Source organism: Streptomyces sp. NPDC090025 (assembly GCF_044748125.1).
In the GTDB taxonomy this organism is placed as follows: Bacteria; Actinomycetota; Actinomycetes; order Streptomycetales; family Streptomycetaceae; genus Streptomyces.
In genome coordinates this window covers 129,528-151,015 of the sequence record NZ_JBIVFL010000020.1, presented here as the reverse complement: position 1 = coordinate 151,015, position 21,488 = coordinate 129,528, and the positions used below count along the sequence as shown (strand labels likewise).

22 protein-coding genes are annotated in these 21,488 nt (G+C 74.8%); 11 read left to right on the top strand and 11 right to left on the bottom strand.

Going from position 1 to position 21,488, the window contains the following annotated elements; genetic code table 11:
* Window positions 1-129: 129 nt before the first annotated feature.
* The 3 genes from ACIPXM_RS32895 to ACIPXM_RS32885 all read right to left on the bottom strand — a co-directional run bounded on the left by ACIPXM_RS32895 (window position 130) and on the right by ACIPXM_RS32885 (window position 2,455).
* Entirely contained in the window at window positions 130-1,203 is a 1,074-nt protein-coding gene (locus ACIPXM_RS32895) for a hypothetical protein (RefSeq protein WP_401663110.1), read from the bottom strand.
* A 4-nt stretch (window positions 1,204-1,207) separates the two neighbouring features.
* A complete protein-coding gene (locus ACIPXM_RS32890) occupies window positions 1,208-1,903 on the bottom strand; it encodes a hypothetical protein (protein WP_401663108.1) in 696 nt (231 codons plus the stop codon).
* Between the two features lie 90 nt (window positions 1,904-1,993).
* A complete protein-coding gene (locus ACIPXM_RS32885; protein ID WP_401663106.1) occupies window positions 1,994-2,455 on the bottom strand; it encodes a MarR family winged helix-turn-helix transcriptional regulator in 462 nt (153 codons plus the stop codon).
* Between the two features lie 157 nt (window positions 2,456-2,612).
* Here ACIPXM_RS32885 and ACIPXM_RS32880 point away from each other — a divergent pair, with 157 nt between their 5' ends.
* From ACIPXM_RS32880 to pcaD, 6 genes are all read left to right on the top strand, one after another.
* Window positions 2,613-3,365 (top strand): CoA transferase subunit A, encoded by a 753-nt coding sequence (locus tag ACIPXM_RS32880; RefSeq protein ID WP_401663104.1) that lies wholly within the window; start codon window positions 2,613-2,615, stop codon window positions 3,363-3,365.
* Complete coding sequence (locus tag ACIPXM_RS32875; RefSeq protein WP_401663102.1) at window positions 3,362-4,036, top strand: CoA transferase subunit B; 675 nt, start codon at window positions 3,362-3,364, stop codon at window positions 4,034-4,036. The genes ACIPXM_RS32880 and ACIPXM_RS32875 overlap by 4 nt, the downstream gene beginning before the upstream one ends.
* A 61-nt stretch (window positions 4,037-4,097) precedes the next feature.
* Complete coding sequence (pcaH, locus tag ACIPXM_RS32870) at window positions 4,098-4,889, top strand: protocatechuate 3,4-dioxygenase subunit beta (RefSeq protein ID WP_401663100.1); 792 nt, start codon at window positions 4,098-4,100, stop codon at window positions 4,887-4,889.
* Window positions 4,886-5,461, top strand: a complete 576-nt coding sequence (gene pcaG, locus ACIPXM_RS32865; RefSeq protein WP_401663098.1) for a protocatechuate 3,4-dioxygenase subunit alpha — start codon at window positions 4,886-4,888, stop codon at window positions 5,459-5,461. Before pcaH ends, pcaG begins: the two co-directional genes overlap by 4 nt.
* Before the next feature lie 74 nt (window positions 5,462-5,535).
* Window positions 5,536-6,891 (top strand): 3-carboxy-cis,cis-muconate cycloisomerase, encoded by a 1,356-nt coding sequence (gene pcaB, locus ACIPXM_RS32860; protein ID WP_401663136.1) that lies wholly within the window; start codon window positions 5,536-5,538, stop codon window positions 6,889-6,891.
* Complete coding sequence (gene pcaD, locus ACIPXM_RS32855; RefSeq protein WP_401663096.1) at window positions 6,888-8,147, top strand: 3-oxoadipate enol-lactonase; 1,260 nt, start codon at window positions 6,888-6,890, stop codon at window positions 8,145-8,147. The genes pcaB and pcaD overlap by 4 nt, the downstream gene beginning before the upstream one ends.
* Window positions 8,148-8,168: 21 nt before the next feature.
* On the opposite strand, the gene ACIPXM_RS32850 is transcribed toward pcaD, so the two are convergent.
* On the bottom strand, window positions 8,169-9,911 hold the full coding sequence (locus ACIPXM_RS32850; protein WP_401663094.1) for an IclR family transcriptional regulator C-terminal domain-containing protein: 1,743 nt from the start codon (window positions 9,909-9,911) through the stop codon (window positions 8,169-8,171).
* A gap of 171 nt (window positions 9,912-10,082) precedes the next feature.
* On the opposite strand from ACIPXM_RS32850, the gene ACIPXM_RS32845 reads away from it, so the two are divergent.
* Window positions 10,083-11,270, top strand: coding sequence for a 4-hydroxybenzoate 3-monooxygenase (locus ACIPXM_RS32845; RefSeq protein ID WP_401663092.1), 1,188 nt, complete (start codon window positions 10,083-10,085; stop codon window positions 11,268-11,270).
* Here the strand turns inward: ACIPXM_RS32845 and ACIPXM_RS32840 are convergent.
* The 4 genes from ACIPXM_RS32840 to ACIPXM_RS32825 form a co-directional block, all read right to left on the bottom strand.
* Entirely contained in the window at window positions 11,240-12,007 is a 768-nt protein-coding gene (locus tag ACIPXM_RS32840) for a lactate utilization protein C (RefSeq protein ID WP_401663090.1), read from the bottom strand. The two genes, ACIPXM_RS32845 and ACIPXM_RS32840, sit on opposite strands and share 31 nt — an antisense overlap.
* Complete coding sequence (locus tag ACIPXM_RS32835; RefSeq protein ID WP_401663088.1) at window positions 12,004-13,485, bottom strand: LutB/LldF family L-lactate oxidation iron-sulfur protein; 1,482 nt, start codon at window positions 13,483-13,485, stop codon at window positions 12,004-12,006. Before ACIPXM_RS32835 ends, ACIPXM_RS32840 begins: the two co-directional genes overlap by 4 nt.
* Window positions 13,486-13,515: 30 nt before the next feature.
* Complete coding sequence (locus ACIPXM_RS32830; protein WP_401663086.1) at window positions 13,516-14,271, bottom strand: (Fe-S)-binding protein; 756 nt, start codon at window positions 14,269-14,271, stop codon at window positions 13,516-13,518.
* A gap of 75 nt (window positions 14,272-14,346) precedes the next feature.
* On the bottom strand, window positions 14,347-14,802 hold the full coding sequence (locus ACIPXM_RS32825; RefSeq protein WP_401663084.1) for a MarR family winged helix-turn-helix transcriptional regulator: 456 nt from the start codon (window positions 14,800-14,802) through the stop codon (window positions 14,347-14,349).
* Window positions 14,803-14,925: 123 nt separating this feature from the next.
* Between ACIPXM_RS32825 and ACIPXM_RS32820 the strand changes: the two genes are divergently transcribed.
* Together ACIPXM_RS32820 and ACIPXM_RS32815 are read left to right on the top strand one after the other, a co-directional pair.
* The gene (locus ACIPXM_RS32820) at window positions 14,926-16,413 is read left to right on the top strand and encodes an MFS transporter (protein WP_401663082.1); all 1,488 of its coding nucleotides are present in this window, start codon (window positions 14,926-14,928) and stop codon (window positions 16,411-16,413) included.
* A 71-nt stretch (window positions 16,414-16,484) separates the two neighbouring features.
* On the top strand, window positions 16,485-17,324 hold the full coding sequence (locus ACIPXM_RS32815) for an SDR family NAD(P)-dependent oxidoreductase (protein WP_401663080.1): 840 nt from the start codon (window positions 16,485-16,487) through the stop codon (window positions 17,322-17,324).
* Window positions 17,325-17,401: 77 nt separating this feature from the next.
* On the opposite strand, the gene ACIPXM_RS32810 is transcribed toward ACIPXM_RS32815, so the two are convergent.
* Window positions 17,402-18,175 (bottom strand): LysR family substrate-binding domain-containing protein, encoded by a 774-nt coding sequence (locus ACIPXM_RS32810; RefSeq protein WP_401663134.1) that lies wholly within the window; start codon window positions 18,173-18,175, stop codon window positions 17,402-17,404.
* Window positions 18,176-18,377: 202 nt separating this feature from the next.
* On the opposite strand from ACIPXM_RS32810, the gene ACIPXM_RS32805 reads away from it, so the two are divergent.
* Together ACIPXM_RS32805 and ACIPXM_RS32800 are read left to right on the top strand one after the other, a co-directional pair.
* Window positions 18,378-18,791: a DUF5997 family protein gene (locus ACIPXM_RS32805; protein WP_401663078.1), complete on the top strand. Its 414-nt coding sequence runs from the start codon at window positions 18,378-18,380 to the stop codon at window positions 18,789-18,791.
* Window positions 18,792-19,007: 216 nt separating this feature from the next.
* Window positions 19,008-20,063, top strand: a complete 1,056-nt coding sequence (locus tag ACIPXM_RS32800; protein WP_401663076.1) for a phosphotransferase — start codon at window positions 19,008-19,010, stop codon at window positions 20,061-20,063.
* On the opposite strand, the gene ACIPXM_RS32795 is transcribed toward ACIPXM_RS32800, so the two are convergent.
* Together ACIPXM_RS32795 and ACIPXM_RS32790 are read right to left on the bottom strand one after the other, a co-directional pair.
* Window positions 20,021-20,494 (bottom strand): hypothetical protein, encoded by a 474-nt coding sequence (locus ACIPXM_RS32795; protein WP_401663074.1) that lies wholly within the window; start codon window positions 20,492-20,494, stop codon window positions 20,021-20,023. The genes ACIPXM_RS32800 and ACIPXM_RS32795 overlap by 43 nt on opposite strands.
* Before the next feature lie 5 nt (window positions 20,495-20,499).
* Entirely contained in the window at window positions 20,500-21,426 is a 927-nt protein-coding gene (locus ACIPXM_RS32790) for a LysR family transcriptional regulator (protein WP_401663072.1), read from the bottom strand.
* Window positions 21,427-21,488: the final 62 nt, after the last annotated feature.

Genomic DNA, 21,488 nt, shown 5'->3' with positions numbered 1-21,488 from the left:
CGCACGTTATCGCCGTTCGAGCAGGTGCGGCGCACGGGCCGCCACCGTGGCGAGGAGTTCCTTGCGGGACGGGTTGACCATGGCGTGCCTGTTCATGGCGGCGTGCGCCGCGCGTCGCGAGCCTACTCGTCAGCAGGACGGGACCGGTGACGGCCCGCTCCGGGCGGCGGGCGGCGGCCCGAACTCCAGCCGGAGCGTGTCGTTGCGCGGCAGGACGAGGGCGACGCCGTCCCGCTGCGTCCAGCTGGCGGGCAGCAGCACGTACTGGTTCCCGGACTGGAGGATCAGCACCAGCCCGTCGTAGCGATAGGCGTACGCCGCCTTCGCGTCGCGGCAGCGCGTCTCCCGCACCCCCGGCCCGCCGATGCCGAGGCCGCGCTCGCTGTAGACCACGACGGACGGCTGCGCGGACAGCCCGGCCACGAACCGCTGCGCCCGGGTCACCCCCACGGACGCGGCGTAGTCGTTGGCCGCCCACACCACCCCGAGCCCGACCAGCAGGAACACCACGGCCAGCTCGGCGAGTTCGGCCCACGCGGGCCGCGGAGCCGGTGGGGACGGTGGGACCGGAGCGGCCGGTGGGGGCTGCGGCGGAGTCGTCGCCGGTACGGGTACGGGCTCGGGCCCGGCCGCCCGTACCGTCGCTACCGGTTCGGCCGGTTCGGCCGGTTCGGCCGGTGCGCCCGGTGCGCCCGGTGTGTCTGGCCGGGGCTCCGGGGCCCGCGCCGCCACCAGACGCTCAAGGCGCCGCGCGTACGCGAGGAGCGCCACCCCGGCCGACAGGCTCAGCGGGGCCAGTGTGAGCACCCGGTTGAGGAACGTCGGCGAGAACGTCGACCACAGTCCGCCGACCGTGGGCAGCAGCCCGGCCCCGGCCACCCCCGCCGTCACCCGGCGCAGCGCCCGTGGCCCGGCGCCCGTCACCGCGAGCCGCCGCCGGACCAGGTCGTGGCCCCAGAGCGCGACGAGCCCGGCGGTCGCGGTCACCGTCAGCGGCACCCACAGCGCGTCGAGGCTGCGCAGCAGATAGTCGGTGGTGCCGAGGCCGAGCAGGGTCGAGTTGACCCGGAAGTAGGCGAAGAACCAGTAGGCGTGCCAGTAGCCGAAGTAGTAGAGGAGGGCCGTCACCAGACTGGTCGGCGCGGCGATCGCGCCCACGAGCACGCCGAGCCGCCCGGGCCCGCCGGTGCCGTCCTCGTTCACTCGTTCACCGGACGGGAACGCCCTGGTTCCGCGCGGCGGAGCCGTCCGGGGCGGACCCCTCGACGGTCGGTCCGGTGGTGCCTTCGCCGGGCCCACCGGTGGGCCCGTCCGTGGTCCCTTCGCTCGGTCCGCCGGTGGGCCCCTCCACCGTGCCCTCGCTCGGTCCGCCGGTGGGCCCGTCGGTCGGCCCGTCCGTGGGTCCTTCTGTGCTGCCCTCGGGCTCTCCCGGCCCGCAGATCCCGACCACGAGGACTGTACGGTGCCGCGGCACGGCCGTGCCGGAGCGCGGCTCCGTGTGGTCGTAGCCGCAGGGGCCGGGCGACGTGCCGCCGTCCTCCGTGCGGTAGACGCGCGCCAGGTCGACACAGAGCGTGCCGTCCGCGCAGGCGGCGGCGAACAGGCCCTTGATCTCCCGCCAGTTGGCCCGGCCCCGTTCCGTACCGTCGTCGAACAGGAAGCCGTTGCGGCCCCATTCGGGGATGTTCATCGGCCCGGTGACCGCCCCGCCGTTCGTACCGCCGGTGCCGCCGCCGGGCCCGGGCAGTCCGCCGCCGCTCACCCCGCTGCCGGGCCCTGAGCCCTCGTCGCTGCCGGGGTCGTCGCAGCCGACGGCGGCGGGCAGGCAGCACAGGAGGCCCACCACGGCCAGCCGGACGAGCGAGGAGGAAGGAGCAGGTGCGGAGAGAGTCGTACGTCGCATGGCACATCCCCGATTCCCTCGAAGAAGGCGTGACATGCGGAGGATGACACAGGCCCGGAACGGCGTACAGCGCTGTCGCACACGGTTCCGTCAGGGCGCCGGGACGGTCTCCTGCGGGGTGCGCAACTGCTCGGCGGCGTCGGAGACACGGCGCAGCAGGGACAGGAACTGGCTCTGCTCCTCGGGGGAGAGCGGCGCCAGGAAGATCTGGTTCATCCGGGCCGTGCGCACGGTCAGCCGCCGGTGCGTCTGGGTGCCCTCGTCGGTGAGCCGCAGCATGAACCGGCGGCCGTCGTCGGGGTCGCGCACCTTGTCGAGGAGCCCGCGCCGGGTCAGCCGGCTCACCACCTCGGCGATCGTCGACCGGTCGAGTCCCACCCGCTCGCCCAGCGTCCGCTGGTCGAGCCCGGGCTCGGCGGTCAGCGCGTTGAGGACGCCGAACTGGGGGGAGGTGATCTCCTCCGAGACGACCGTGTTCCACAGCAGATGGTGCGCCTGCTGGAGCCGCCGGGCCAGGTGCCCGGGGTGCGTGGTCAGGTCCACCGCGCCCATCACGCGCCTCCTTGTGTCCTTGGTGTCGCCGGATTCATCGGTGCACGGAACGATACCGCTCCCGGCGGTGTCCCTGCTCGGACCCGTTGACGGCGCCCCACTCGATGAAGATACTCAGTGCACTGACGAAATAATGAAATGACGAAAGGGCTTCCTCATGGACAAGGTGGTCGCCACCGCCGCCGACGCGGTGGCGGACATCCCCGACGGGGCGACGCTCGCCGTCGGCGGCTTCGGTCTCAGCGGGGTGCCGAACGCGCTCATCCAGGCCCTCCACGCACGCGGCGTCGGGCACCTCGGCGTCGTCTCGAACAACTGCGGAGCCCTGGACGGCGGCCTCGCCGTCCTCCTCGCGGCGGGCCGGATCGACCGGGTCACCGGCTCGTACATCGGCGCCAACAAGGAGTTCGCCCGGCAGTACCTCGCGGGCGAGCTGGAGGTGGAGCTCATCCCGCAGGGCACCCTCGCCGAGCGGCTGCGCGCGGGCGGCTGCGGCATCCCCGCCTTCTACACCCCCGCCGGGGTCGGCACCCAGGTCGCCGACGGCGGCCTGCCCTGGCGCTACGACGGCCAGGGCGGCGTCGCCCTCGCCTCGCCGCCCAAGGAGGTGCGCGCGTTCGACGGCGTCGCCCACGTCCTCGAACACGCCATCCGCACCGACTTCGCCCTGGTCCGCGCGGCCAGGGGCGACCGGCACGGCAACCTCGTCTTCCACGCCGCCGCCCGCAACTTCAACCCGCTGGCCGCGATGGCCGGCCGGATCGCGATCGCCGAGGTCGAGGAGCTGGTCGAGCCCGGCGCGCTCGGCCCCGACGAGGTGCACCTGCCCGGCGTCTTCGTCCAGCGGGTCGTCGCGCTCACCCCCGAACAGGCCGCGGACAAGGCGATCGAGAAGAGGATCACACGATGACCTGGACCCGCGAGGAGATGGCCGCCCGCGCCGCGCGCGAACTGCGCGACGGCCAGTACGTCAACCTCGGCATCGGCCTGCCCACCCTCATCCCCAACCACCTCCCGCCGGGCGTCGAGGTCGTCCTGCACTCCGAGAACGGCATCCTCGGCACCGGCCCGTACCCCACCGAGAGCGAGGTCGACCCCGACCTCATCAACGCGGGCAAGGAGACCGTCACCGTCCTGCCCGGCGCCTCCTGCTTCGACTCCGCGCTCTCCTTCGCGATGATCCGCGGCGGGCACATCGACGTCGCCGTCCTCGGCGGCATGCAGGTCTCCGCCCGCGGCGACCTCGCCAACTGGGGGGTGCCCGGACGGCTCGTCACCGGCATCGGCGGCGCCATGGACCTGGTCCACGGCGCCCGCACCGTCATCGTGGTCATGACCCACACCACCAAGGACGGCACCCCGAAGATCGTCGCCGAGTGCGACCTGCCGCTGACCGGCCGCCGCTGCGTCGACCGGATCATCACCGACCTCGCCGTGCTCGACGTCACCGAGGACGGCCTCGTCCTCGTCGAGACCGCGCCCGGCGTCAGCGCCGACGAGGTCGCCGCCCGCACCGCGGCCCCGCTGCTCGGCCCGGGCCTCCCGCCCCTGCCGGTCCCCGTCACCACCCCGCAGAGCTGACCGGCCGCGCCACGCAGCGCCCCGCCACGACCCCACGACCGCAGGAGCCCCAGGAGCACCCATGGACGAGCTCACCCAGGACCGCGTCGACCGCGAGATAGCCGACCTCCAGGACGCCTACGACCGCGACCGCGCCGCCGGAGCCCCGCCCCGGCACCACCCGCCGCGCGACTACCCGCCGTACCGCAGCTCGCTGCTCCGGCACCCCCGGCAGCCGCTCGTCGCCGTCGGCGGACCCGACGGCGCGGCGGCCGGCGACCCCGAGGCCGTCGAACTCACCGGGCCCGTCTTCGGCCCCACCGACGTCACCGAACACGACAACGACCTCACCCGGATGCACACCGGCGAGCCGCTCGGCGAGCGGATCACCGTCTCCGGGCGGCTGCTCGACCGGCAGGGCAGGCCGGTGCGCGGCCAGCTCGTGGAGATCTGGCAGGCCAACGCCTCCGGCCGGTACGCCCACCTCCGCGACCAGCACCCCGCCCCGCTCGACCCCCATTTCACCGGTGTGGGACGGACCCTGACGGACGATCAGGGAAGCTACGCCTTCACCACCGTCAAGCCCGGCGCCTACCCGTGGCGCAACCACTCCAACGCCTGGCGCCCCGCCCACATCCACTTCTCGGTGTTCGGCAGCGCCTTCACCCAGCGGCTCGTCACCCAGATGTACTTCCCCGGCGACCCGCTCATGGCCCACGACCCGATCATCCGCTCGGTCACCGACCAGGCCGCCCGCGACCGGCTCGTCGCCCGCTACGCACACGACCGGTCCGTCCCCGAGTTCTCCCTCGGCTACCAGTGGGACATCGTCCTCGACGGACCCGCCGCCACCTGGATGGAGGAAGGCCGATGAACCCGGTCCCGCCCACCCCCTCGCACACCGTCGGCCCGTTCTACGGCTACGCCCTGCCGTTCCGCGACGGCGAGCGCGTCGCCCCCGAAGGACACCCCGGACGGATCACCCTGCACGGCGTCGTCCTCGACGGCGCGGGCGAACCCGTCCCCGACGCCCTCCTGGAGTTCTGGCAGGCCGCCCCCGACGGCTCCCTGCGCGGCGCCCCCGGCTCACTGCGCCGCGACCCCGTCACCGGCGGCCATCTCGGCCGCAACGGCACCGACTTCACCGGCTTCGGCCGGGTCGCCACCGACGCCGACGGCCACTACACCCTGCACACCCTGCCGCCCGGCAACCCCGGCCGCCCCTACCTCAGCGTCTGCGTGTTCGCCCGCGGCCTGCTGCACCACCTCTACACCCGGGCCTATCTCTCCGACAGCGAAGCCGAGTTCGGCCCCGACGCGCTCCTCGACCGGCTCCCCGCCGACCGCCGCGCCACCCTGATCGCCGCCGAAGAGCCGTACCGCACCCACCGGTTCGACATCCGCCTCCAGGGCGAGCGCGAGACCGTCTTCCTGGAGTTCCGGTGACCTCCCGCACCCCCGCAGGCGCCGAGGGAGAGCCCACCCCGGCGGACCTCGATCCCGGCCCGGTCGATTTCGGTCTGCTCGATCCGGTACGGGCGGGCTCGCCCGCCGAGGCCGCCACCGGCGACCACGCCTTCCTGCGGGCCCTGCTCGACGCCGAGGCCGCCCTCACCCGCGCTCAGGCCGCCCGGGGCACCGTCCCCGCCGAGGCCGCCCGTGCCGTCACCCAGGCGGCGGCCGACCCCGGACGCTTCGACCTCCGCTCGCTCGCCCTGCGCGCCCGCGCGGGCGGCAACCCGGTCATCCCCCTCGTCGCCGACCTGACCGCGGCGGCGGGGGAGTGGGGCGCCTGGGTGCACCGGGGCGCGACCAGCCAGGACATCCTGGACACCGCAAGCATGCTGGTCGCGGCCCGCACCCTCGGGACCGTCCTCGACGCCCTGGCCCGCACCGAGCGGGCCCTCGCCGAACTCGCCGCCGCCCACCGCGACACCGCGCTGCCCGGCCGCACCCTCACCCAGCACGCCGTGCCCACCACCTTCGGCCTCAAGGCGGCGGGCTGGCGCTCGCTCGTCCTCGACGCCCGGGACCGGCTCACGGCGGTACGGGCCACCCTGCCCGCCCAACTCGGCGGCGCCGCAGGCACCCTGGCCGCGTTCGCCGACCACGGGGACCCCGACCCGACCGCGCTCAGCGCCGCCTACGCCCGCGAACTCGGCCTCGCCGCACCCCTGTTGCCCTGGCACACCCTGCGCACCCCGGTCGCCGACCTCGCCGGAGCCCTCGCCCACACGGCGGGCGCCCTCGGGAAGATCGCCGCCGACGTGCTCACCCTCTCCCGCACCGAGATCGCCGAACTCGCCGAAGGCACCGGCGGCGGATCGAGCGCCATGCCGCACAAAGCCAATCCGGTACGGGCCACCCTCGTCGCGGCCGCCGCGCGCCGCGCCCCCCACCTCGCCGCGAGCCTCTACGGCGGCCTCGTCGCCGAGGACGAACGGCCCGCCGGGGCCTGGCACGCCGAATGGGAACCGCTGCGCGACCTCCTCAGGCTCGTCGGCGGCGCCGCCCACGACACCGCCGCGCTCACCGCACACCTCCGCGTCGACCCGGCCGCCATGCGCGCCCACCTCGACCTCACCGGCGGCCTCCTCGTCGCCGAACGGCTCGCCACCGCCCTCACGCCCCGCCTCGGGCGCGCCCGGGCCCGCGCGCTCGTCGCCGAACTCGCCACCCGCACCCGCACGGAGGGCCGCCCGCTGGCCGAACTCCTCGCCGAGGCGCTGAAGCCGACCGACGGCGAAGCCGGTACCGCGGGCCCTGACCTGGCGGGCATCGACCTCACGGGCCTGGACCTCGCGGAGCTCGCCGACCCCGCCCGCGCCACCGGCTGCGCGGGCCGCCTCACCGACCTTGCCCTGGAGCGACGTTGACCACCGCCACCCGACTCCACCACCGCGCCGAGGGCCCCGCCACCGGTCCCGTGCTGATCCTCGGACCCTCCCTCGGCACCTCCACGGCGCTGTGGGACGACGTGGCCCCCGAACTCTCCACCACCCACCGGGTGGTGCGCTGGGACCTGCCGGGGCACGGCCGCTCACCCGCCGAGCTGATCGGCCCCGGCGCGACCGTCGCCGACCTGGCCCGGCTCGTCCTCGACCTCGCCGACACCCTGGGCGCCGACCGCTTCTCGTACGCCGGGGTCTCCCTCGGCGGCGCCGTGGGCCTCCACCTCGCCGCGCACCATCCGGAGCGGATCGACCGACTGGCCGTGCTGTGCTCCTCGGCCCACTTCGGTGGCCCGGGGCCCTGGCGGGAACGGGCCGCCACCGTCCGCGCGGGCGGCGAGGCGGCGCTCGGCGCGCTCGCCGACACCGCCGACGCCCGCTGGTTCACCGCGGGCTTCACCGTGCCGCGCCTAGTCGAGGACCACCGGCGGGCCGACCCGGCCGCGTACGCCGCCTGCTGCGACGCCCTCGCCGCCTTCGACCTGCGCGACGGTCTCGCCAGGATCACCGCCCCGACCCTGCTGCTCGCGGGCCGCGAGGACCCGGCGACACCCCCCGCCCAGCTGCGCGAGATCGCCGACGCCGTCCCCGGCGCCACCCTCACCGAACTCCCCGGCGCCTCCCACCTCGCCGTCGCCCAGCGGCCCGCGGCCGTCACCGCCGCGCTGCGCGCCCACCTCACCGGCGGCCGGGAGATTCCTTCCGCTCCGAGCGGAAACACCGCAGGGACTCCGGGCGGAGCCCCGGACGGAGCCCCGAGCGGAACCCTCAGCGGCATGAGGACCCGCCGGGAGGTCCTGGGCGACGCCCACGTGGACCGGGCCCAGGCCCGGCAGACCCCGCTCACCGCCCGCTTCCAGGACTTCATCTCCCGCTACGCCTGGGGCGAGATCTGGACCGACCCCACCCTCACCCGGCGCGAGCGCAGCCTGGTCACCCTCACCGCCCTCGTCGCCCACGGCCACCACGAGGAACTGGCCCTGCATCTGCGGGCCGCCCGCCGCAACGGCCTCGGCGACGAGGAGATCGCCGCGGTGCTGCTCCAGACCGGCGTCTACTGCGGGGTGCCCGCGGCGAACGCCGCCTTCGCGGTCGCGCAGCGCGTCCTCGCCGAGGACGACACCCCGGCCGACACCGACACCGACACCGATGGCGACGGCGACGGCGACGGCACCGAGTGACGGGGCCGGGGCGGAGGGGTGTCAGTACGCCGGGACCCGGGCGAACCGCTCCGTGACCCGCAGATCGGCCTCGATCCGGGCGACGGCGACGGCCAGCTCCGGCAGCACCGCGCTCTCGCACTCCTCGCGCGAGCGGCGGCTCGCGTGCATCGCCACGTTCACCGCCGCCACCGCCCGGCCCGCCGCGTCGCGCACCGGCATCGCGATCGACCGCAGCCCCTCCTCCAGCTCCTGGTCGACCAGCGCGTACCCGGCGCGCCCCACCTCGTCGAGCAGCCCGGAGAGTTCGGCCGGTCCGGTCACCGTGTACGGGGTCAGGGCCCGGGGCGCCGCCCCGGCGAGCAGCGCCGCGCGCTCCGCGTCCGGCAGGCCGGCGAGCAGCACCCGGCCCATGGAGGTCGGGTAGGCCGGGAAGCGGGTGCCGATGGTGATGTGGACGTTCATGATGCGGCTGGTCTCGACCCGGCCGGTGTACTGGACCTCGTCCCCGACGAGCACCGCGAGCGACGTCGACTCGCCCACCCGTTCGGCCAGGTCCGCGAGGTGCGGCTGGGCGATCCGGGTGAGCGTGGTCCGCGACAGCGGCGCGAAGCCGAGGTCGAGCACCCGGGGCGTCAGCGCGAACTCCCGCCCGGCCGCGGCCACCAGGCCGAGGTGCTCCAGGGTGATCAGGGCCCGCCGGGCGGTGGCCCTGGCGAGCCCGGTGGCCTCGGCGACCGCCGTCAGCGGCAGCGCGGCCCGGCCCGCGCCGAACGCGGTCACCACCGTGAGCCCGCGCGCCAGCGACTCCACGAACTCCCGCCCCAGCTCCTGCTTGGACGCCGACGTCCACCCCGCGAGCCCGGCCGCCCCGGTTGCCCCGTCAGCCCCAGCCGCCTCCGGGTCCGCTGCCCCGGCTCCGGGCACCTCGGGTACCTCGGGCGCCTCGCGCAGCACCCGCTCCATCGCCTCCGCCGTCCCCCGCAGCCGGGGCAGCAGCGCCTCGCGCAGCGAGTCGGCGTCGTGCCGCGAGGTGTGGCTCACGGTGCTCAGCACACAGTCGATCCGGCCGTCGGTCCCGCGCACCGGCACCGCGAGCGCCACCAGACCGGGCTCCACCCACTGGTCGTCGACCGCCCAGCCCCGCGTGCCCGCCTCCGCCGCCCGCTCGGCGAGGTCCGCCGCGCCGGAGCGGCCCGGCGGCACGGCGGGGAATCCGGCGCCGAGCGGATCGGCGGCCCGCCGGGCCGCCCAGGCCGCCCAGGCGGGCGCGTCCCATGCGGAGGCGAACAGCACGCCGGGCGCGGTGCGTTCGGCGGGCAGCAGATCGCCGATCCGGAAGCTCACGGACATCGCCCGGCGCCGGGTCGCCTGGTGCACGAACCGGATGCCGTCGCCGTCGGCCACCGCGAGCGACACCGATTCGTCCAGCTCGTCCGCGAGCGCGTCGGCGAGCCCGCCGAGCAGATCGGGCAGCCGTACGGAGGCGAGGTAGGCGTTGCCGAGTTCGAGCAGTCGCGGGGCGAGTGCCACGGTCCGGTCCGAGATCCGTACCTGGCCCATCCGGGCGAGGGTGCCGGTGATCCGGTCGATGGTGGCGCGGGCGAGCCCGGTGGCCCGCTCCAGCTCGCCCACGGTCATCCGGCCGCCCGCCGCCGTGAGCCGGCGCAGCACCTCGACCCCCCGCAGCAGCGGGGTGACCGCCTCGGGCGGCACCTCGGCGCCAGGACGGGCGCCCGGGTCGGCGCCCGGGGCGGGAGGGGTGGCGGCAGCGGTCGGTGGCATGGGCTCTCCGTCGTGGATCTTCGGTCCACCGTAGTGAACACGGTGCGGACGGCGGGCGGCACCCCGTTGACAGGCGTGCCTGCTCCCGACCAGACTCCCAGCATAGTGAAGATCTCTTCACTATGCGAACAAGACTGGATGCGCGCATCACGGCGACGAGGAGAGACACCCATGCACACCACTGTCGGCATCATCGGAGCCGGCCCCGCCGGGCTGCTCCTGGCCCGGCTGCTGCACCGTGCGGGCATCGACAGCGTCGTCCTGGAGAGCCGCGACCGCGACTACGTCGAGCAGCGCCAGCGCGCGGGGATCCTCGAACAGGCCACCGTCGACGCCCTGCGGGCTGCCGGGGCCGGCGGCAGGCTCGACGCCGAGGGCATCCCGCACGACGGCATCGAACTGCGCCACGGCGGCCGCGCCACCCGCATCGACTTCCCCGGTCTCACCGGCGGTCGGCGCGTCTGGGTGTACGCGCAGACCGAGGTCGTCAAGGACCTCGTCGCGCTCCAGCTCGCCGAGGGCGGCCCGCTGCACTTCGAGGCCGAGGTCACCGCCGTCCACGGCGCCGACACCGACCGCCCGACGATCCGCTACACCCACCAGGGCCGCGAGCGGATACTCAGCTGCGACTACGTGGTCGGCTGCGACGGCTTCCACGGCGTCACCCGCCAGGCCGTCCCCGCCGCCGAGCGCCGCACCCACGAGCGCGTCTACCCGTACTCCTGGCTCGGCATCCTGGCCGACGCCCCGCCCGTGTACGACGAGCTGATCTACGCCCACTCCGAGCGCGGCTTCGCCCTCGCCAGCATGCGCTCGCCCTCGGTCAGCCGCCTCTACCTCCAGGTCCCCAACGGCACCGACCCCGCCGACTGGCCCGACGAGCGGATCTGGGACGAGCTCGACGCCCGGCTCGCCCTGCGCGACACCGCCGGAGCCCGACTGCACCGGGGTCCGGTCACCCAGAAGTCCGTGCTCCCGATGCGCAGTTCGGTCACCGAGCCGATGCGCTGGGGCCGCGTCTTCCTCGCGGGCGACGCCGCCCACATCGTGCCGCCGACCGGCGCGAAGGGCCTCAACCTGGCCGCCGCCGACGTCATCGTGCTCGCCCGCGCCTTCGCCCACCACCGGGCGACCGGCTCCACCGAACTCCTCGACGCCTACTCCGACACCTGCCTGCGCCGGGTGTGGCGGGCCGAGCACTTCTCGTACTTCATGACCACCACCCTGCACACCGACCCCGGGCAGTCGGGCTTCGAGACCCGGCTCCAGCTCTCCCAGCTCGACCGCATCGCGGACTCCCGCCACGCGGCCACCGAACTCGCCGAGAACTACACGGGACTTCCGCTCGACCCGGTGTGACCCCCGCCCGCCCCCGGCCCCGGCCTCTCGTCCGGCTCCGCGTCCGGCCCGTGCTCCACGAGGATCACCTCCAGACGGCGCGGGCCGTGCACCCCCTCCACCCGGTCCAGTTCGATGTCGCTGGTCGCGGAAGGGCCGGAGATCCAGGTCAGCGGGCGCCGCGGATCGAGCAGCGGCAGCGCGAGCGGCACCGACGCCACCACCTGGTCCGGCACCCGTACGACACACACGTGCAGATCGGGCACCAGGGTCAGCGCGCGCCGCCCCTGGGCCGGACCCCCGTCGAGGACGAGCGTGCCGGTCTCGGCGATCGCCAGCGCGCAGCCCGTCACCACGGCCTCGACGACGTCCAGTTGACGTGCCGTCAGGTCCCCGGAATCCGCGACGAGTTCCACCCCGTCGGCGACGGCCGTGGCCAGCCAGGCGTCCGGCAGCCCGGGCGGTACGGCGACCCGGCGCGCCCCGTGCCCGGCGAGCAGCCGCCCGACGAGCGCGGGCAGCCCGGCCGGGGTGGTGCGGTGGACGACGGCCCGGTAGTCCGCCAGGTTCTCGTGCAGCAGGCCGACCAGCGCCGCCGGATCGTCGGGCGCGTGCCGCCGCCGGTAGCGGCGGTCCTGGTCGGTGAGTTCCGGGACCTCGGGGGCGTCGGCGACGGCGGCCCGGATCCGCGCCAGGATGCGCTCGCGCGACGACGGGGGAGGCGGTGCCGGAGGGGGCACGGGAGACGGTGCGGTCATGTGCGGTTCTTCCTCCACCAGTCACGGAACGACTCCGCCGGGACCTCCGGCAGGTCACGGCTCTCCGTCCACGCCTTCGCGCCCGGCGGGTTGCGGGGGTGCAGCGCCCGGGTGCGGGACGCGAGCCGCTCCCCGGCGGCCAGCACGCCCGGCCGGTCGAGCACCCAGCCGGCCGCCTTCATCGCCGCACGCTCGAGCCGGTGCCCCGGCCCGCCCTGCCCGGCCACCCGCTCCCGCAGCTCCACCAGCACCTCCGGGATGTCGATGGCGACCGGACACACCTCGTAGCAGGCCCCGCACAACGAGGACGCGTACGGCAGCGAGGCGTCCACCTCGCTGCCCGTACCGCGCAGTTGGGGGCTGAGGATCGCGCCGATGGGTCCGGGGTAGACGGAGCCGTACGCGTGCCCGCCGGCCCGCTCGTACACCGGGCAGACGTTCAGACAGGCCGAGCAGCGGATGCAGCGCAGCGCCTGACGTCCGGTCGGGTCGGCGAGGACGTCGGTGCGGCCCGCGTCGAGCAGCACCAGATGGAAGACGCGCGGCCCGTCGCCGTCGGTGGTGCCGGTCCACATCGTCGTGTACGGGTTCATCCGCTCGGCCGTCGAGGAGCGCGGCAGGGTCTGCAGGAACACCTCCAGGTCGCGCCAGGACGGCACGACCTTCTCGATGCCGACGACCGAGATCAGGGTCTCGGGCAGGGTGAGGCACATCCGGCCGTTGCCCTCCGACTCGACCACCACCAGGGTGCCGGTCTCGGCGACCATGAAGTTGGCCCCGGAGACCCCGACCTTGGCGCGCAGGAACTTCTCCCGCAGATGCAGCCGGGCGGCCTCGGCCAGCTCGGCGGGGGAGTCCGTCAGGTCGTCGGGGGCGGGGCGTCCCCATTTCTTCATCTCCGAGCGGAACACCTCGCGGATCTCGGCCCGGTTGCGGTGGATCGCGGGGACCAGGATGTGCGAGGGCCGGTCGTCGCCCAGCTGCACGATCAGCTCGGCGAGGTCGGTCTCGTAGGCGTGGATGCCCTCCTCGGCGAGGGCCTCGTTGAGACCGATCTCCTGGGTGGCCATCGACTTCACCTTGACGACCTCGGTCTCGCCGGTCGCCTTCACCAGACCGGCCACGATCCGGTTGGCCTCGGCCGCGTCCGCCGCCCAGTGCACGGTGCCGCCCGCGGCCGTGACCGCCTCCTCCAACTGGAGCAGATACCGGTCGAGGTGACGGAGCGTCCGGTCCTTGATCCGCTTCCCCGCTTCGCGCAGCTCGGCCCAGTCGGCCAGCTCGGCGACCGCCCTGGCCCGCTTGTCGCGGATGGTGTGCGTGGCGTGCCGGAGGTTGCCGCGCAGCGTCTCGTCCCGCACCGCCTCCCGGGCCGCCACCGGGAACGCCGGGAAGGGCGCCGGACCGGTCCCGTGCCCGGACCCGGCCCGGGGCTCGGGGCGCCGCCGCCCCGGCATCCCGACGAACACGCCGCTCATGCGCATCCACCGCTCATGTCAGGGGCTCCTTCACGCCAGGGGTTCCTTCATGCCAGTGGGCCCTCCGGTCAGGGGTTCCTCTTCCGTGCTCGCCAGGATCTCCGCGAGGTGCACCGGCCGCAGCTCCGGCAGCACCCGCATCCGGCTCATCGTGCCACCCAGGTGCATCAGACAGGAGTTGTCCGCCCCGCACAGCACCTCCGCCCCGGTCGAGAGCGCGCCGCGCACCTTGTCGGCGCCCATCGCCGCCGACACGTCCGGGTTCTTCACCGCGAACGTGCCGCCGAAGCCGCAGCACTCCTCGGCCCCCGGCAGCTCGACCAGGTCGAGCCCCTTCACCGCCTCAAGCAGTCGCCGCGGCCGGTCGCCGAGCCCGAGCAGCCGCAGACCGTGGCAGGACGGGTGATAGGTCACCCGGTGCGGGAAGTACGCGCCGACGTCGGTCACCCCGAGCACGTCGACCAGGAACTCCGTCAGCTCGTACGTCCGCGGCCCGAGCGCGGCGGCCTCGGCGCCGAACTCCGGATAGTGCCGCCGCACCATCGCGGCGCACGACCCGGAAGGGGTGACCACGTACGCGTACCCCTCGAACGCCCGCACCGTGCGCCGTACCAGCGGCGCGGTCTCGGCCCGGTAGCCGGTGTTGAACTGCGGCTGTCCGCAGCAGGTCTGCGCCGCCGGGAAGTCCACGGTCACGCCGAGGCGTTCGAGGAGCCGTACGGTGGCCACCCCCGTCGCCGGGAACAGGGCGTCGTTGACGCAGGTGACGAACAGGGCGACACGCATGGACGACTGTCTCCTCCGGTCGGTCGGGGTTCTGGTCCTCGGTCAGGGCCTCAGGTCATCAGGGCCCTCAGGAACTCAAGGCCGGGGCCAGGGGCGGCCGTCGATCCGCTCCACGTCCCGGTTGAAGCGTTCCAGGACGGCCGCGAACTCGGCCACCTCGTCCGGCGTCCAGTGCTCAAGCACCCGTTCGAGCCCCTGGACGTTGAACGCCCGGTCGTTGTCGAGCCGCCGCTCGCCCTCCTCCGTGATCCGGAACTTCCGCGCGATCCCGCCGTCCGGATCCGCGATCCGCTCCACCACCCCGGCCCGCAGCATCGCCGCCGTCTGCCGGTTGAGGGTCGACGCGTCGAGCCCGAACGCGTCGCTGAGCTGGCTGATGGACATCGGCCCGTCCATCCGGATCCGGGTCAGCAGGACGTACGCGCTGCGGTCGAGCTGCCACCCGGCCGAACGCGGGCGGTGGGCGTTGAGGTGCGAATGCCGTCCCAGCAGCATCGCCTCGAACTCGATCAGGCGGAGGGGCTTGTCCATGGCCCCAGCATAGGCAGCCGAGGACTCCTTGTGCATGATGCACAACATGTGTACGTTGCACAATGCCTGCCGTACGCCCTCCGGACGTACGTGCCCCGTCGTACGGACCCCCTGGGAGCCCCCATGACCGCCGCGCCCTCCTCGGCCGCAGCCCACCCCACCGAACCCGGCGGGACCGGCGGCGCCGGTCGCGTCGTCGGCGTGCTCGCCCTCGCCGGCATCGTCGCCGCGCTGATGCAGACGCTCGTCGTCCCGCTCATCGGCGACCTGCCGAAACTCCTCGGCACCACCGCGTCCAACGCCTCCTGGGTGATCACCGCGACCCTCCTCGCCGCCGCCGTCGCCACCCCCGTCGCCGGACGCCTCGGCGACATGTACGGCAAGCGCCGCCTGCTGCTCGCCCTCACCGTCCCGCTCGTCGCGGGCTCCGTGCTCTGCGCCGTCTCCGGCTCCGTCGCCCCGATGGTCGCCGGACGCGCCCTCCAGGGCCTCGGCATGGGCATCGTCCCGCTCGGCATCAGCCTGCTCCGCGACGTGCTGCCGCCCGAGAAGCTCGGCTCCTCCATCGCCCTGATGAGCGCCTCCATGGGCGTCGGCGGCGCCCTCGGCCTGCCGTTCTCCGCCGCCGTCGCCGAACACGCCAGCTGGCGCGTGCTGTTCTGGGTCGCGGGCGGCTTCAGCCTCCTCGTCGGCGTGCTCATCGCCGTCGTCGTCCCCGACGGCAAGGTCGCCAAGGCCGCCGCCGGACGCTTCGACGTCCTCGGTGCCGTCGGCCTCGGCGGCGGACTGGTCGCCCTGCTCCTCGCCGTCTCCAAGGGCTCCGTCTGGGGCTGGGGCAGCGCCACCACCCTCGGTCTGTTCGCCGTCTCCGCCGTCGCCCTGCTCGGCTGGGGCGTCTGGGAGCTGCGCACCCACGACCCGCTGGTCGACCTGCGCACCACCGCCCGCCCCCAGGTCCTGATGACCAACCTGGCCTCGATCCTGGTCGGGTTCGCGATGTACGCGCAGTCCCTCGTCGTTCCGCAGCTCCTGCAGTTGCCTGAGGCCACCGGTTACGGCCTCGGCCAGTCGATGATGGCCATGGGCCTCTGGATGGCCCCCGCGGGCCTGATGATGATGGCCCTCGCCCCGCTCGGCGCGAAGCTCACGGCCGCCCGCGGCCCCAAGGTCACCCTGTCCGTCGGCAGCCTGGTGATCTCCGTCGGCTACCTCTCCGCGCTCGCCCTGATGGGCTCCACCTGGGGCCTGCTCGTGGTCACCCTCATCTGCAACACGGGTGTCGGACTCGCCTACGGGGCGATGCCCTCCCTCATCATGGGCGCCGTGCCGCTGCACGAGACCGCCTCCGCCAACAGCTTCAACACCCTGATGCGCTCCATCGGCAGCTCCGTGTCGGCCGCCGTCATCGGCGTCGTCCTGGCCCAGCTGACCACCGACTTCGGCGGCCACGCGCTCCCGTCCGAGAGCGGCTTCCGGGTCGCCCTGGTCATCGGCGGCGCCGTCGCCCTCGCCGCGGCCGCCGTCGCCGCGCTGATCCCCGCCCACCCGAAGCCCGTTCCGGCCCCGGCCGCCGAACGTCCGGCGACGCCGACCCCCGAGCCCGCCGCCTGACCCGTACCGCCCCGCGCGCCCCACCCCCCGGCGCGGACCCGCATCACCCCGAACGGAAGGCACCACCCCGCATGACCAGCCCCACCAGCCCCACCAGCCCTGCCAGTCCCACCGGCCCGAGCAGCCGGGCAGTCGCTCCCGTCCTCCCGCAGGACTTCACCGGCCGCACGGTCGTCGTCACCGGTGCGGGCTCCGGCATCGGCCGCGCCACCGCCCTCGCGTTCGCCGCGCGCGGCGCCGGAGTGGTCGTCGCCGACCTCGACGCCAAGGCCGCGGCGGAAACCGCCGCCTTCATAGAGGCGAACGGCGGCGCCGCCGTCACCGTCGTCGGCGACCTCGGCGAGCAGGACGTCGTCGACCGGGTCGTCGCCACCGCCTTGGACTCCTTCCACGGCGGCACCCTCGACGTGCTCGTCAACAACGCCGGGATCATGGACAGCATGTCGGCCGTCGCCGACGTCACCGACACCGAATGGGAGCGGCTGCTGCGGATCAACCTCACCGCGCCGTTCCTGCTGACCCGGGCCGCCCTGCCGCACATGCTGGACGCGGGCCGCGGCGCGATCGTCTTCACCGCCTCCGAGGCCGGGCTGCGCGGTTCGGCGGCGGGCGCCGCGTACACCGCGGCCAAGCACGGGATCGTCGGCCTGACGAAGTCCCTCGCCGTCACCTACCGCGACCGGGGCATCCGCGCCAACGCGGTCGCCCCCGGCGGCACCCTCACCAACATCCGGGTCGACCTCGACCCGGCGGCGGACGGCCCCCGGGCGCTCGGCGCCTACATGGGGAACGTCGGGCAGCCCGCGGCGGCCGACACCCAGGCCGACGCGATCGTCTTCCTCGCCTCCGACGCCGCCCGCAACATCAACGGTGTGGTGCTCCCGGTCGACGGCGGCTGGTCGGCGGTCTGACCGCCGTCGGACCGGCAGGCCCGCCCCGCCCGCCAGGACCGCTGGGGGCGAGATGGCCGAGGTGGCCGGGGTGGCCGTCAGCGACCGCCCCGGCGCGGCTTCCCGGAGCGCGCGCCCCGGCCGGCCGCGCCGCCCGCGGGCTTGCCCCGGCCGCCGGACCCCGGCGGCTTCTTCCCGCCGCCGGACGCCCCGCCCTTGCCGCCGCCCTTCTGGGGCCGCCCCTGAGCTTTCGCCGGGGCCTTCGCCCGATCCGTGGCGGTCTTCTCGTCGGGCCTGCGACCGCGCGAGCTGTTGACGGTCCGGCCCCGCACGATCCCGATGAAGTCCTCGACCAGATCGGTCGTCGCGTCCTCCGGCCAGGCGAGCGCGACCTGCGACTGCGGGGCGTCGGTGAGCGTCCGGTACGTCAGGTCCTTGCGGTGGTGCAGCCGGGCCAGCGACTGCGGCACGATCAGCAGCCCGATCCCGGCCGCCACCAGCTCGATCGCGTCACCGGTCGTCGCGGGCCGCTCGAACGCGGGCTGCCCCGGCGGGCGCTCCCAGCCGAGCGCGTCGTCGTGCGGATGCAGCACGATCTCGTCGGCGATGTCCGCGACCGTCACCTCATCGGCCGCCGCCACCAGGTGGTCCTTCGGGCACACGACGACGGTCGTCTCCGTGTACAGGGGGATCGCGCTGAAGAACGTACGGTCCACCGGGAGCCGCACGAACCCGGCGTCCGCCGACCCCGCCCGGAGCAGCCCGTCGGCCTCCTCGGCGGTCGCCTGGACGAGGTCGAGCCGCACGTCGGGCAGCCGCTCGTGCCAGATCCGCGCCCACTTCCCGGGCGTCACACCCGGCACGTACGCCAGCCGGAACGACGGCCCCGCGGCCCGTTCCGTCGCAGGTCCCGCGGCCGGGTCGGCGGCCGGGGCCGCGGGCTCGGGCCCGAGCGGTGCGGCCGGGCCGAGGTCGGGGGCGGGGGTGCTGGCGGGGGAGTCCGGAATGCCTGTCACCTGGCCAGATTACCGGCAGTGGTCGGCGTCGGCGCACGTGGCCGATATTCTTGTCACCATGACGCAGCACCAGAACGCCCAGACCATGAAGCCCGCCACCGCGGCGAAGAAGCTGGGCGTCTACCTCGATGCCACCCCCGCCGAGTTCCGCGAGGGTGTCGTCTCCCGCGCCGAGCTGAACGCCCTCCAGACCGACCCGCCGCAGTGGCTGCGCGACCTGCGCAGCAACGGCCCGCACCCGCGCCCCGTGGTGGCGGCCAAGCTGGGCGTCTCCATCTCCGGCCTCGCCCGTGGCGGCGTGACCGACGCGCTCACCACCGAGCAGATCGACGCCCTCAAGGCCGAGAACCCGGAGTGGCTCCAGAAGGAGCGCGAGACGCAGGTGGACGTCCGCAAGGAGAACGTCCGCATCAAGGAGATGCACGCCGAGAAGGCGCAGAAGGCCGCCGACCGCGAGGCCGGACGCGACTGACGCCCCGTCCCGTACGCGGAGTCGTACGGACCCTCCGTCGCCCCGTACCCGCCCGGTCACCGCGCGGGTACGGGGCGACGGTCGCCTTCAGGAGCGTGTACGGGCCTGTCGGCGCCGCCCGGCACCACCGGCGCGGCCCAGCACGAGCCGTCCGGCACGAGCCCGCCCGGCACAATTCGGGTGCGGCCGGGCCCCGGCCGGTGATCCAATCGCCGGATGCGCGACCAGACCGACTCCGCCACCGACACCGCCACTGCCACCGCCACAGTGAGCGACACCGTGACCGACACGGACCGGGGCCGCTTCACCGCCGCCGTCACCCCCTGGGAAGACCCGGAGTGGCGCGCCGCCGCCCTCGACTGGGCCTGCGCCGCTCTCGAACGCCACGGTCTGCGCGAGCACGGCCCGCGCCAGGCGCGGATCAGGCCCTGGTCGGTCCTGGTCCGCTTCCGTACCGGGCCGGACGCCCGGGACGCCGTCTGGTTCAAGGCCAGCGCCCCCACTGCCGGTTTCGAGGCCGCCCTCGGCGGCGCCCTCGCCGACTGGGTGCCCGACCACGTGATGACCCCGCTCGCCGTCGACCCGGAACGCGGCTGGTCGCTGCTGCCCGACGGCGGCCCGCTGCTGCGGCGCGTCCTCGACGCGGGCGAGGCCGACCGGGCCGACTGGCTCAGCGCGGTCGGCCAGTACGCGCGCATGCAGCGCGCCCTCACCCCGTACACCGAGCGGATGACGGCCCTCGGCGTGCCCGGCGCCAGGACCCGGGAACTGCCGGAGATCTTCGACGGCCTGGTCGCCACGAACCCCACCCTCGCCCCGGACACCCGCGCGGCCCTGCGGGCGCGGCGCCCGCGGCTGCTCGACTGGTGCGCGGAGCTCGACGCGTCCGGCGTCCCCGACTCGCTCGACCACTGCGACCTGCACGACGGCCAGGTCCTCGCCCCCGCCCCGGGCCGCTTCACCTTCTTCGACTGGGGCGACGCGGCGATCGCCCACCCCTTCGCCAGCCTCCTCGTGCCCGCCCGGGACGTCCGCGAGCGGTACGGCCCCGAGGCCGTGACCGCCGTCCGCGACGCCTATCTGGAGCCCTGGACCGACCTGGGGATCCCGCTGCCCGCACTGCGCCGCGCCGCGACCCTCGCGGTCCGGCTGGCCGCCGTCTCGCGGGCGGTCTCCTGGTTCCGGCTGTTCCCCGGCACCCCCGCCGACGACTGCCACGAGTCGAGCGCCTACTGGATCGAGGAACTCTTCGCCGCGCCCGACCTGTTCTGACCCTGACCCTGACCCTGACCCTGACCCTGACCCTGGCCCTCAACCTGAGCCTGACCCTCAGGCTGTACTTGAGGTCGAGACGCGTCCGCGTGCTGCTCCACCGCCGGGTTCCCGTCGAGGTGCTCGATCAGCCCCGTCTCGGTGGCGACGAGCCGGTCCCTGCGGTCCTGGGGCAGCCCCGCGAGCAGGTCCGGCAGCACCCGGCGGCGCGCCACGAAGCAGACGTTCGCGCTGTAGACGCGGCACGGCGAGCACCAGGCGAAGGAGAAGCACCGCTCGTACGAGTCGGAGTCGTACGGGTGGTAGCGGTGCAGATAGCGGCGGATCGGCGTGCCGCAGTCGGCGCACCGCCGGAGCTCTCCGTCGAGGACCGCCTCCAGGGCGCCCTTGATCCAGCGGTCACGGTCCTGCGGGCGACGGTGTAGGCGCATGGCGCTCATGATGCCGTGCCGCCGGGCACCCGAAGGCGGTCCGGTACGGATTCGCGCAGCGCCCCGGTCAGCGCCGCGATCGCCGGGTGCGGGCCCGCGCCGCTGCGGAACGCGATCCAGGTGCGGCGGCGCACCGGCAGTTCGGTGAGCCGGACGCCGGGGGGCGGGTCCGTCGCCCCCAACTCCGGCACCACGGCCACTCCCTGACCCGCCGCCACGAACGCCAGGACCGTGCCGAACTCGTCGACCTCGTGCCGTACCCGCGGCACGAATCCCGCCGCCCGGCACATCCGCTCGGTCACCGCCCGGCACAGGGTGTCGGGACCCGGCATGATCCATGCCTCCTCGCGCCGCCCCGCGAGCGCGTCGAGACCCGACGGCGGTACGGGCGAGGTCGTCGCGGTCGCCGTCGCCAGGAACATGGCCTCCTCGCACAGCTCCTCCGCCGCGAGGCCCGGTTCGAGCGGCGTCGGCACCAGGTCGTAGTCGCTGATCAGGGCGGCGTCCAGGTCACCGGCCCGCAGCGCGTGCCCGACCGCCGCCGGGTCGGTCTCGGCGACCATCGGTTCGAGGGCAGGGTGCCGCTCGGCGAGCCGGACGAGCGCCGCCGGTACGAACGAGCGGGTCGCCGTCGGGAACGCGCCGATGCGCAGCGGTCCCGCAGGACCGTGCCGGGCCTCGGCGAGTTCGGCCGCCGCCAGTTCGAGGCGTTCGAGCACCGCCTCGGCGTGCCGTACCAGGTTCTCGCCCGCGGGCGTCAGTCGCACCCCGCGCCCGGACCGTTCGAGCAGGGCGACCCCGGCCTCCCGCTCCAGGGTGGCCAGCTGCTGCGACACGGCGGAGGGGGTGAAGGCGAGCGCGTCGGCGACGGCGGCGATGGTGCCGCGCAGGGCCAGTTCGCGCAGCAGGCGCAGGCGACGTACATCGAGCATCAGCTCAGCTTACGTGTCCCATCGGAAAAGCGAACTGGACCTGTGGTTTCCGGGCCGGGAAG

Excerpts from the sequence above, each read along its gene's own strand:
- pcaG (WP_401663098.1), top strand. The coding sequence starts at position 4,886 with ATGAACCCGGTCCCGCCCACCCCCTCGCACACCGTCGGCCCGTTCTAC.
- pcaH (WP_401663100.1), top strand. The coding sequence starts at position 4,098 with ATGGACGAGCTCACCCAGGACCGCGTCGACCGCGAGATAGCCGACCTC.
- ACIPXM_RS32890 (WP_401663108.1), bottom strand. The coding sequence starts at position 1,903 with ATGCGACGTACGACTCTCTCCGCACCTGCTCCTTCCTCCTCGCTCGTC.
- ACIPXM_RS32790 (WP_401663072.1), bottom strand. The coding sequence starts at position 21,426 with ATGCTCGATGTACGTCGCCTGCGCCTGCTGCGCGAACTGGCCCTGCGC.
- ACIPXM_RS32850 (WP_401663094.1), bottom strand. The coding sequence starts at position 9,911 with ATGCCACCGACCGCTGCCGCCACCCCTCCCGCCCCGGGCGCCGACCCG.
- ACIPXM_RS32835 (WP_401663088.1), bottom strand. The coding sequence starts at position 13,485 with ATGAGCGGCGTGTTCGTCGGGATGCCGGGGCGGCGGCGCCCCGAGCCC.
- ACIPXM_RS32880 (WP_401663104.1), top strand. The coding sequence starts at position 2,613 with ATGGACAAGGTGGTCGCCACCGCCGCCGACGCGGTGGCGGACATCCCC.
- ACIPXM_RS32825 (WP_401663084.1), bottom strand. The coding sequence starts at position 14,802 with ATGGACAAGCCCCTCCGCCTGATCGAGTTCGAGGCGATGCTGCTGGGA.
- ACIPXM_RS32805 (WP_401663078.1), top strand. The coding sequence starts at position 18,378 with ATGACGCAGCACCAGAACGCCCAGACCATGAAGCCCGCCACCGCGGCG.
- ACIPXM_RS32845 (WP_401663092.1), top strand. The coding sequence starts at position 10,083 with ATGCACACCACTGTCGGCATCATCGGAGCCGGCCCCGCCGGGCTGCTC.
- ACIPXM_RS32840 (WP_401663090.1), bottom strand. The coding sequence starts at position 12,007 with ATGACCGCACCGTCTCCCGTGCCCCCTCCGGCACCGCCTCCCCCGTCG.
- ACIPXM_RS32795 (WP_401663074.1), bottom strand. The coding sequence starts at position 20,494 with ATGCGCCTACACCGTCGCCCGCAGGACCGTGACCGCTGGATCAAGGGC.
- ACIPXM_RS32815 (WP_401663080.1), top strand. The coding sequence starts at position 16,485 with ATGACCAGCCCCACCAGCCCCACCAGCCCTGCCAGTCCCACCGGCCCG.
- ACIPXM_RS32800 (WP_401663076.1), top strand. The coding sequence starts at position 19,008 with ATGCGCGACCAGACCGACTCCGCCACCGACACCGCCACTGCCACCGCC.
- ACIPXM_RS32830 (WP_401663086.1), bottom strand. The coding sequence starts at position 14,271 with ATGCGTGTCGCCCTGTTCGTCACCTGCGTCAACGACGCCCTGTTCCCG.
- ACIPXM_RS32820 (WP_401663082.1), top strand. The coding sequence starts at position 14,926 with ATGACCGCCGCGCCCTCCTCGGCCGCAGCCCACCCCACCGAACCCGGC.
- ACIPXM_RS32875 (WP_401663102.1), top strand. The coding sequence starts at position 3,362 with ATGACCTGGACCCGCGAGGAGATGGCCGCCCGCGCCGCGCGCGAACTG.
- ACIPXM_RS32885 (WP_401663106.1), bottom strand. The coding sequence starts at position 2,455 with ATGGGCGCGGTGGACCTGACCACGCACCCCGGGCACCTGGCCCGGCGG.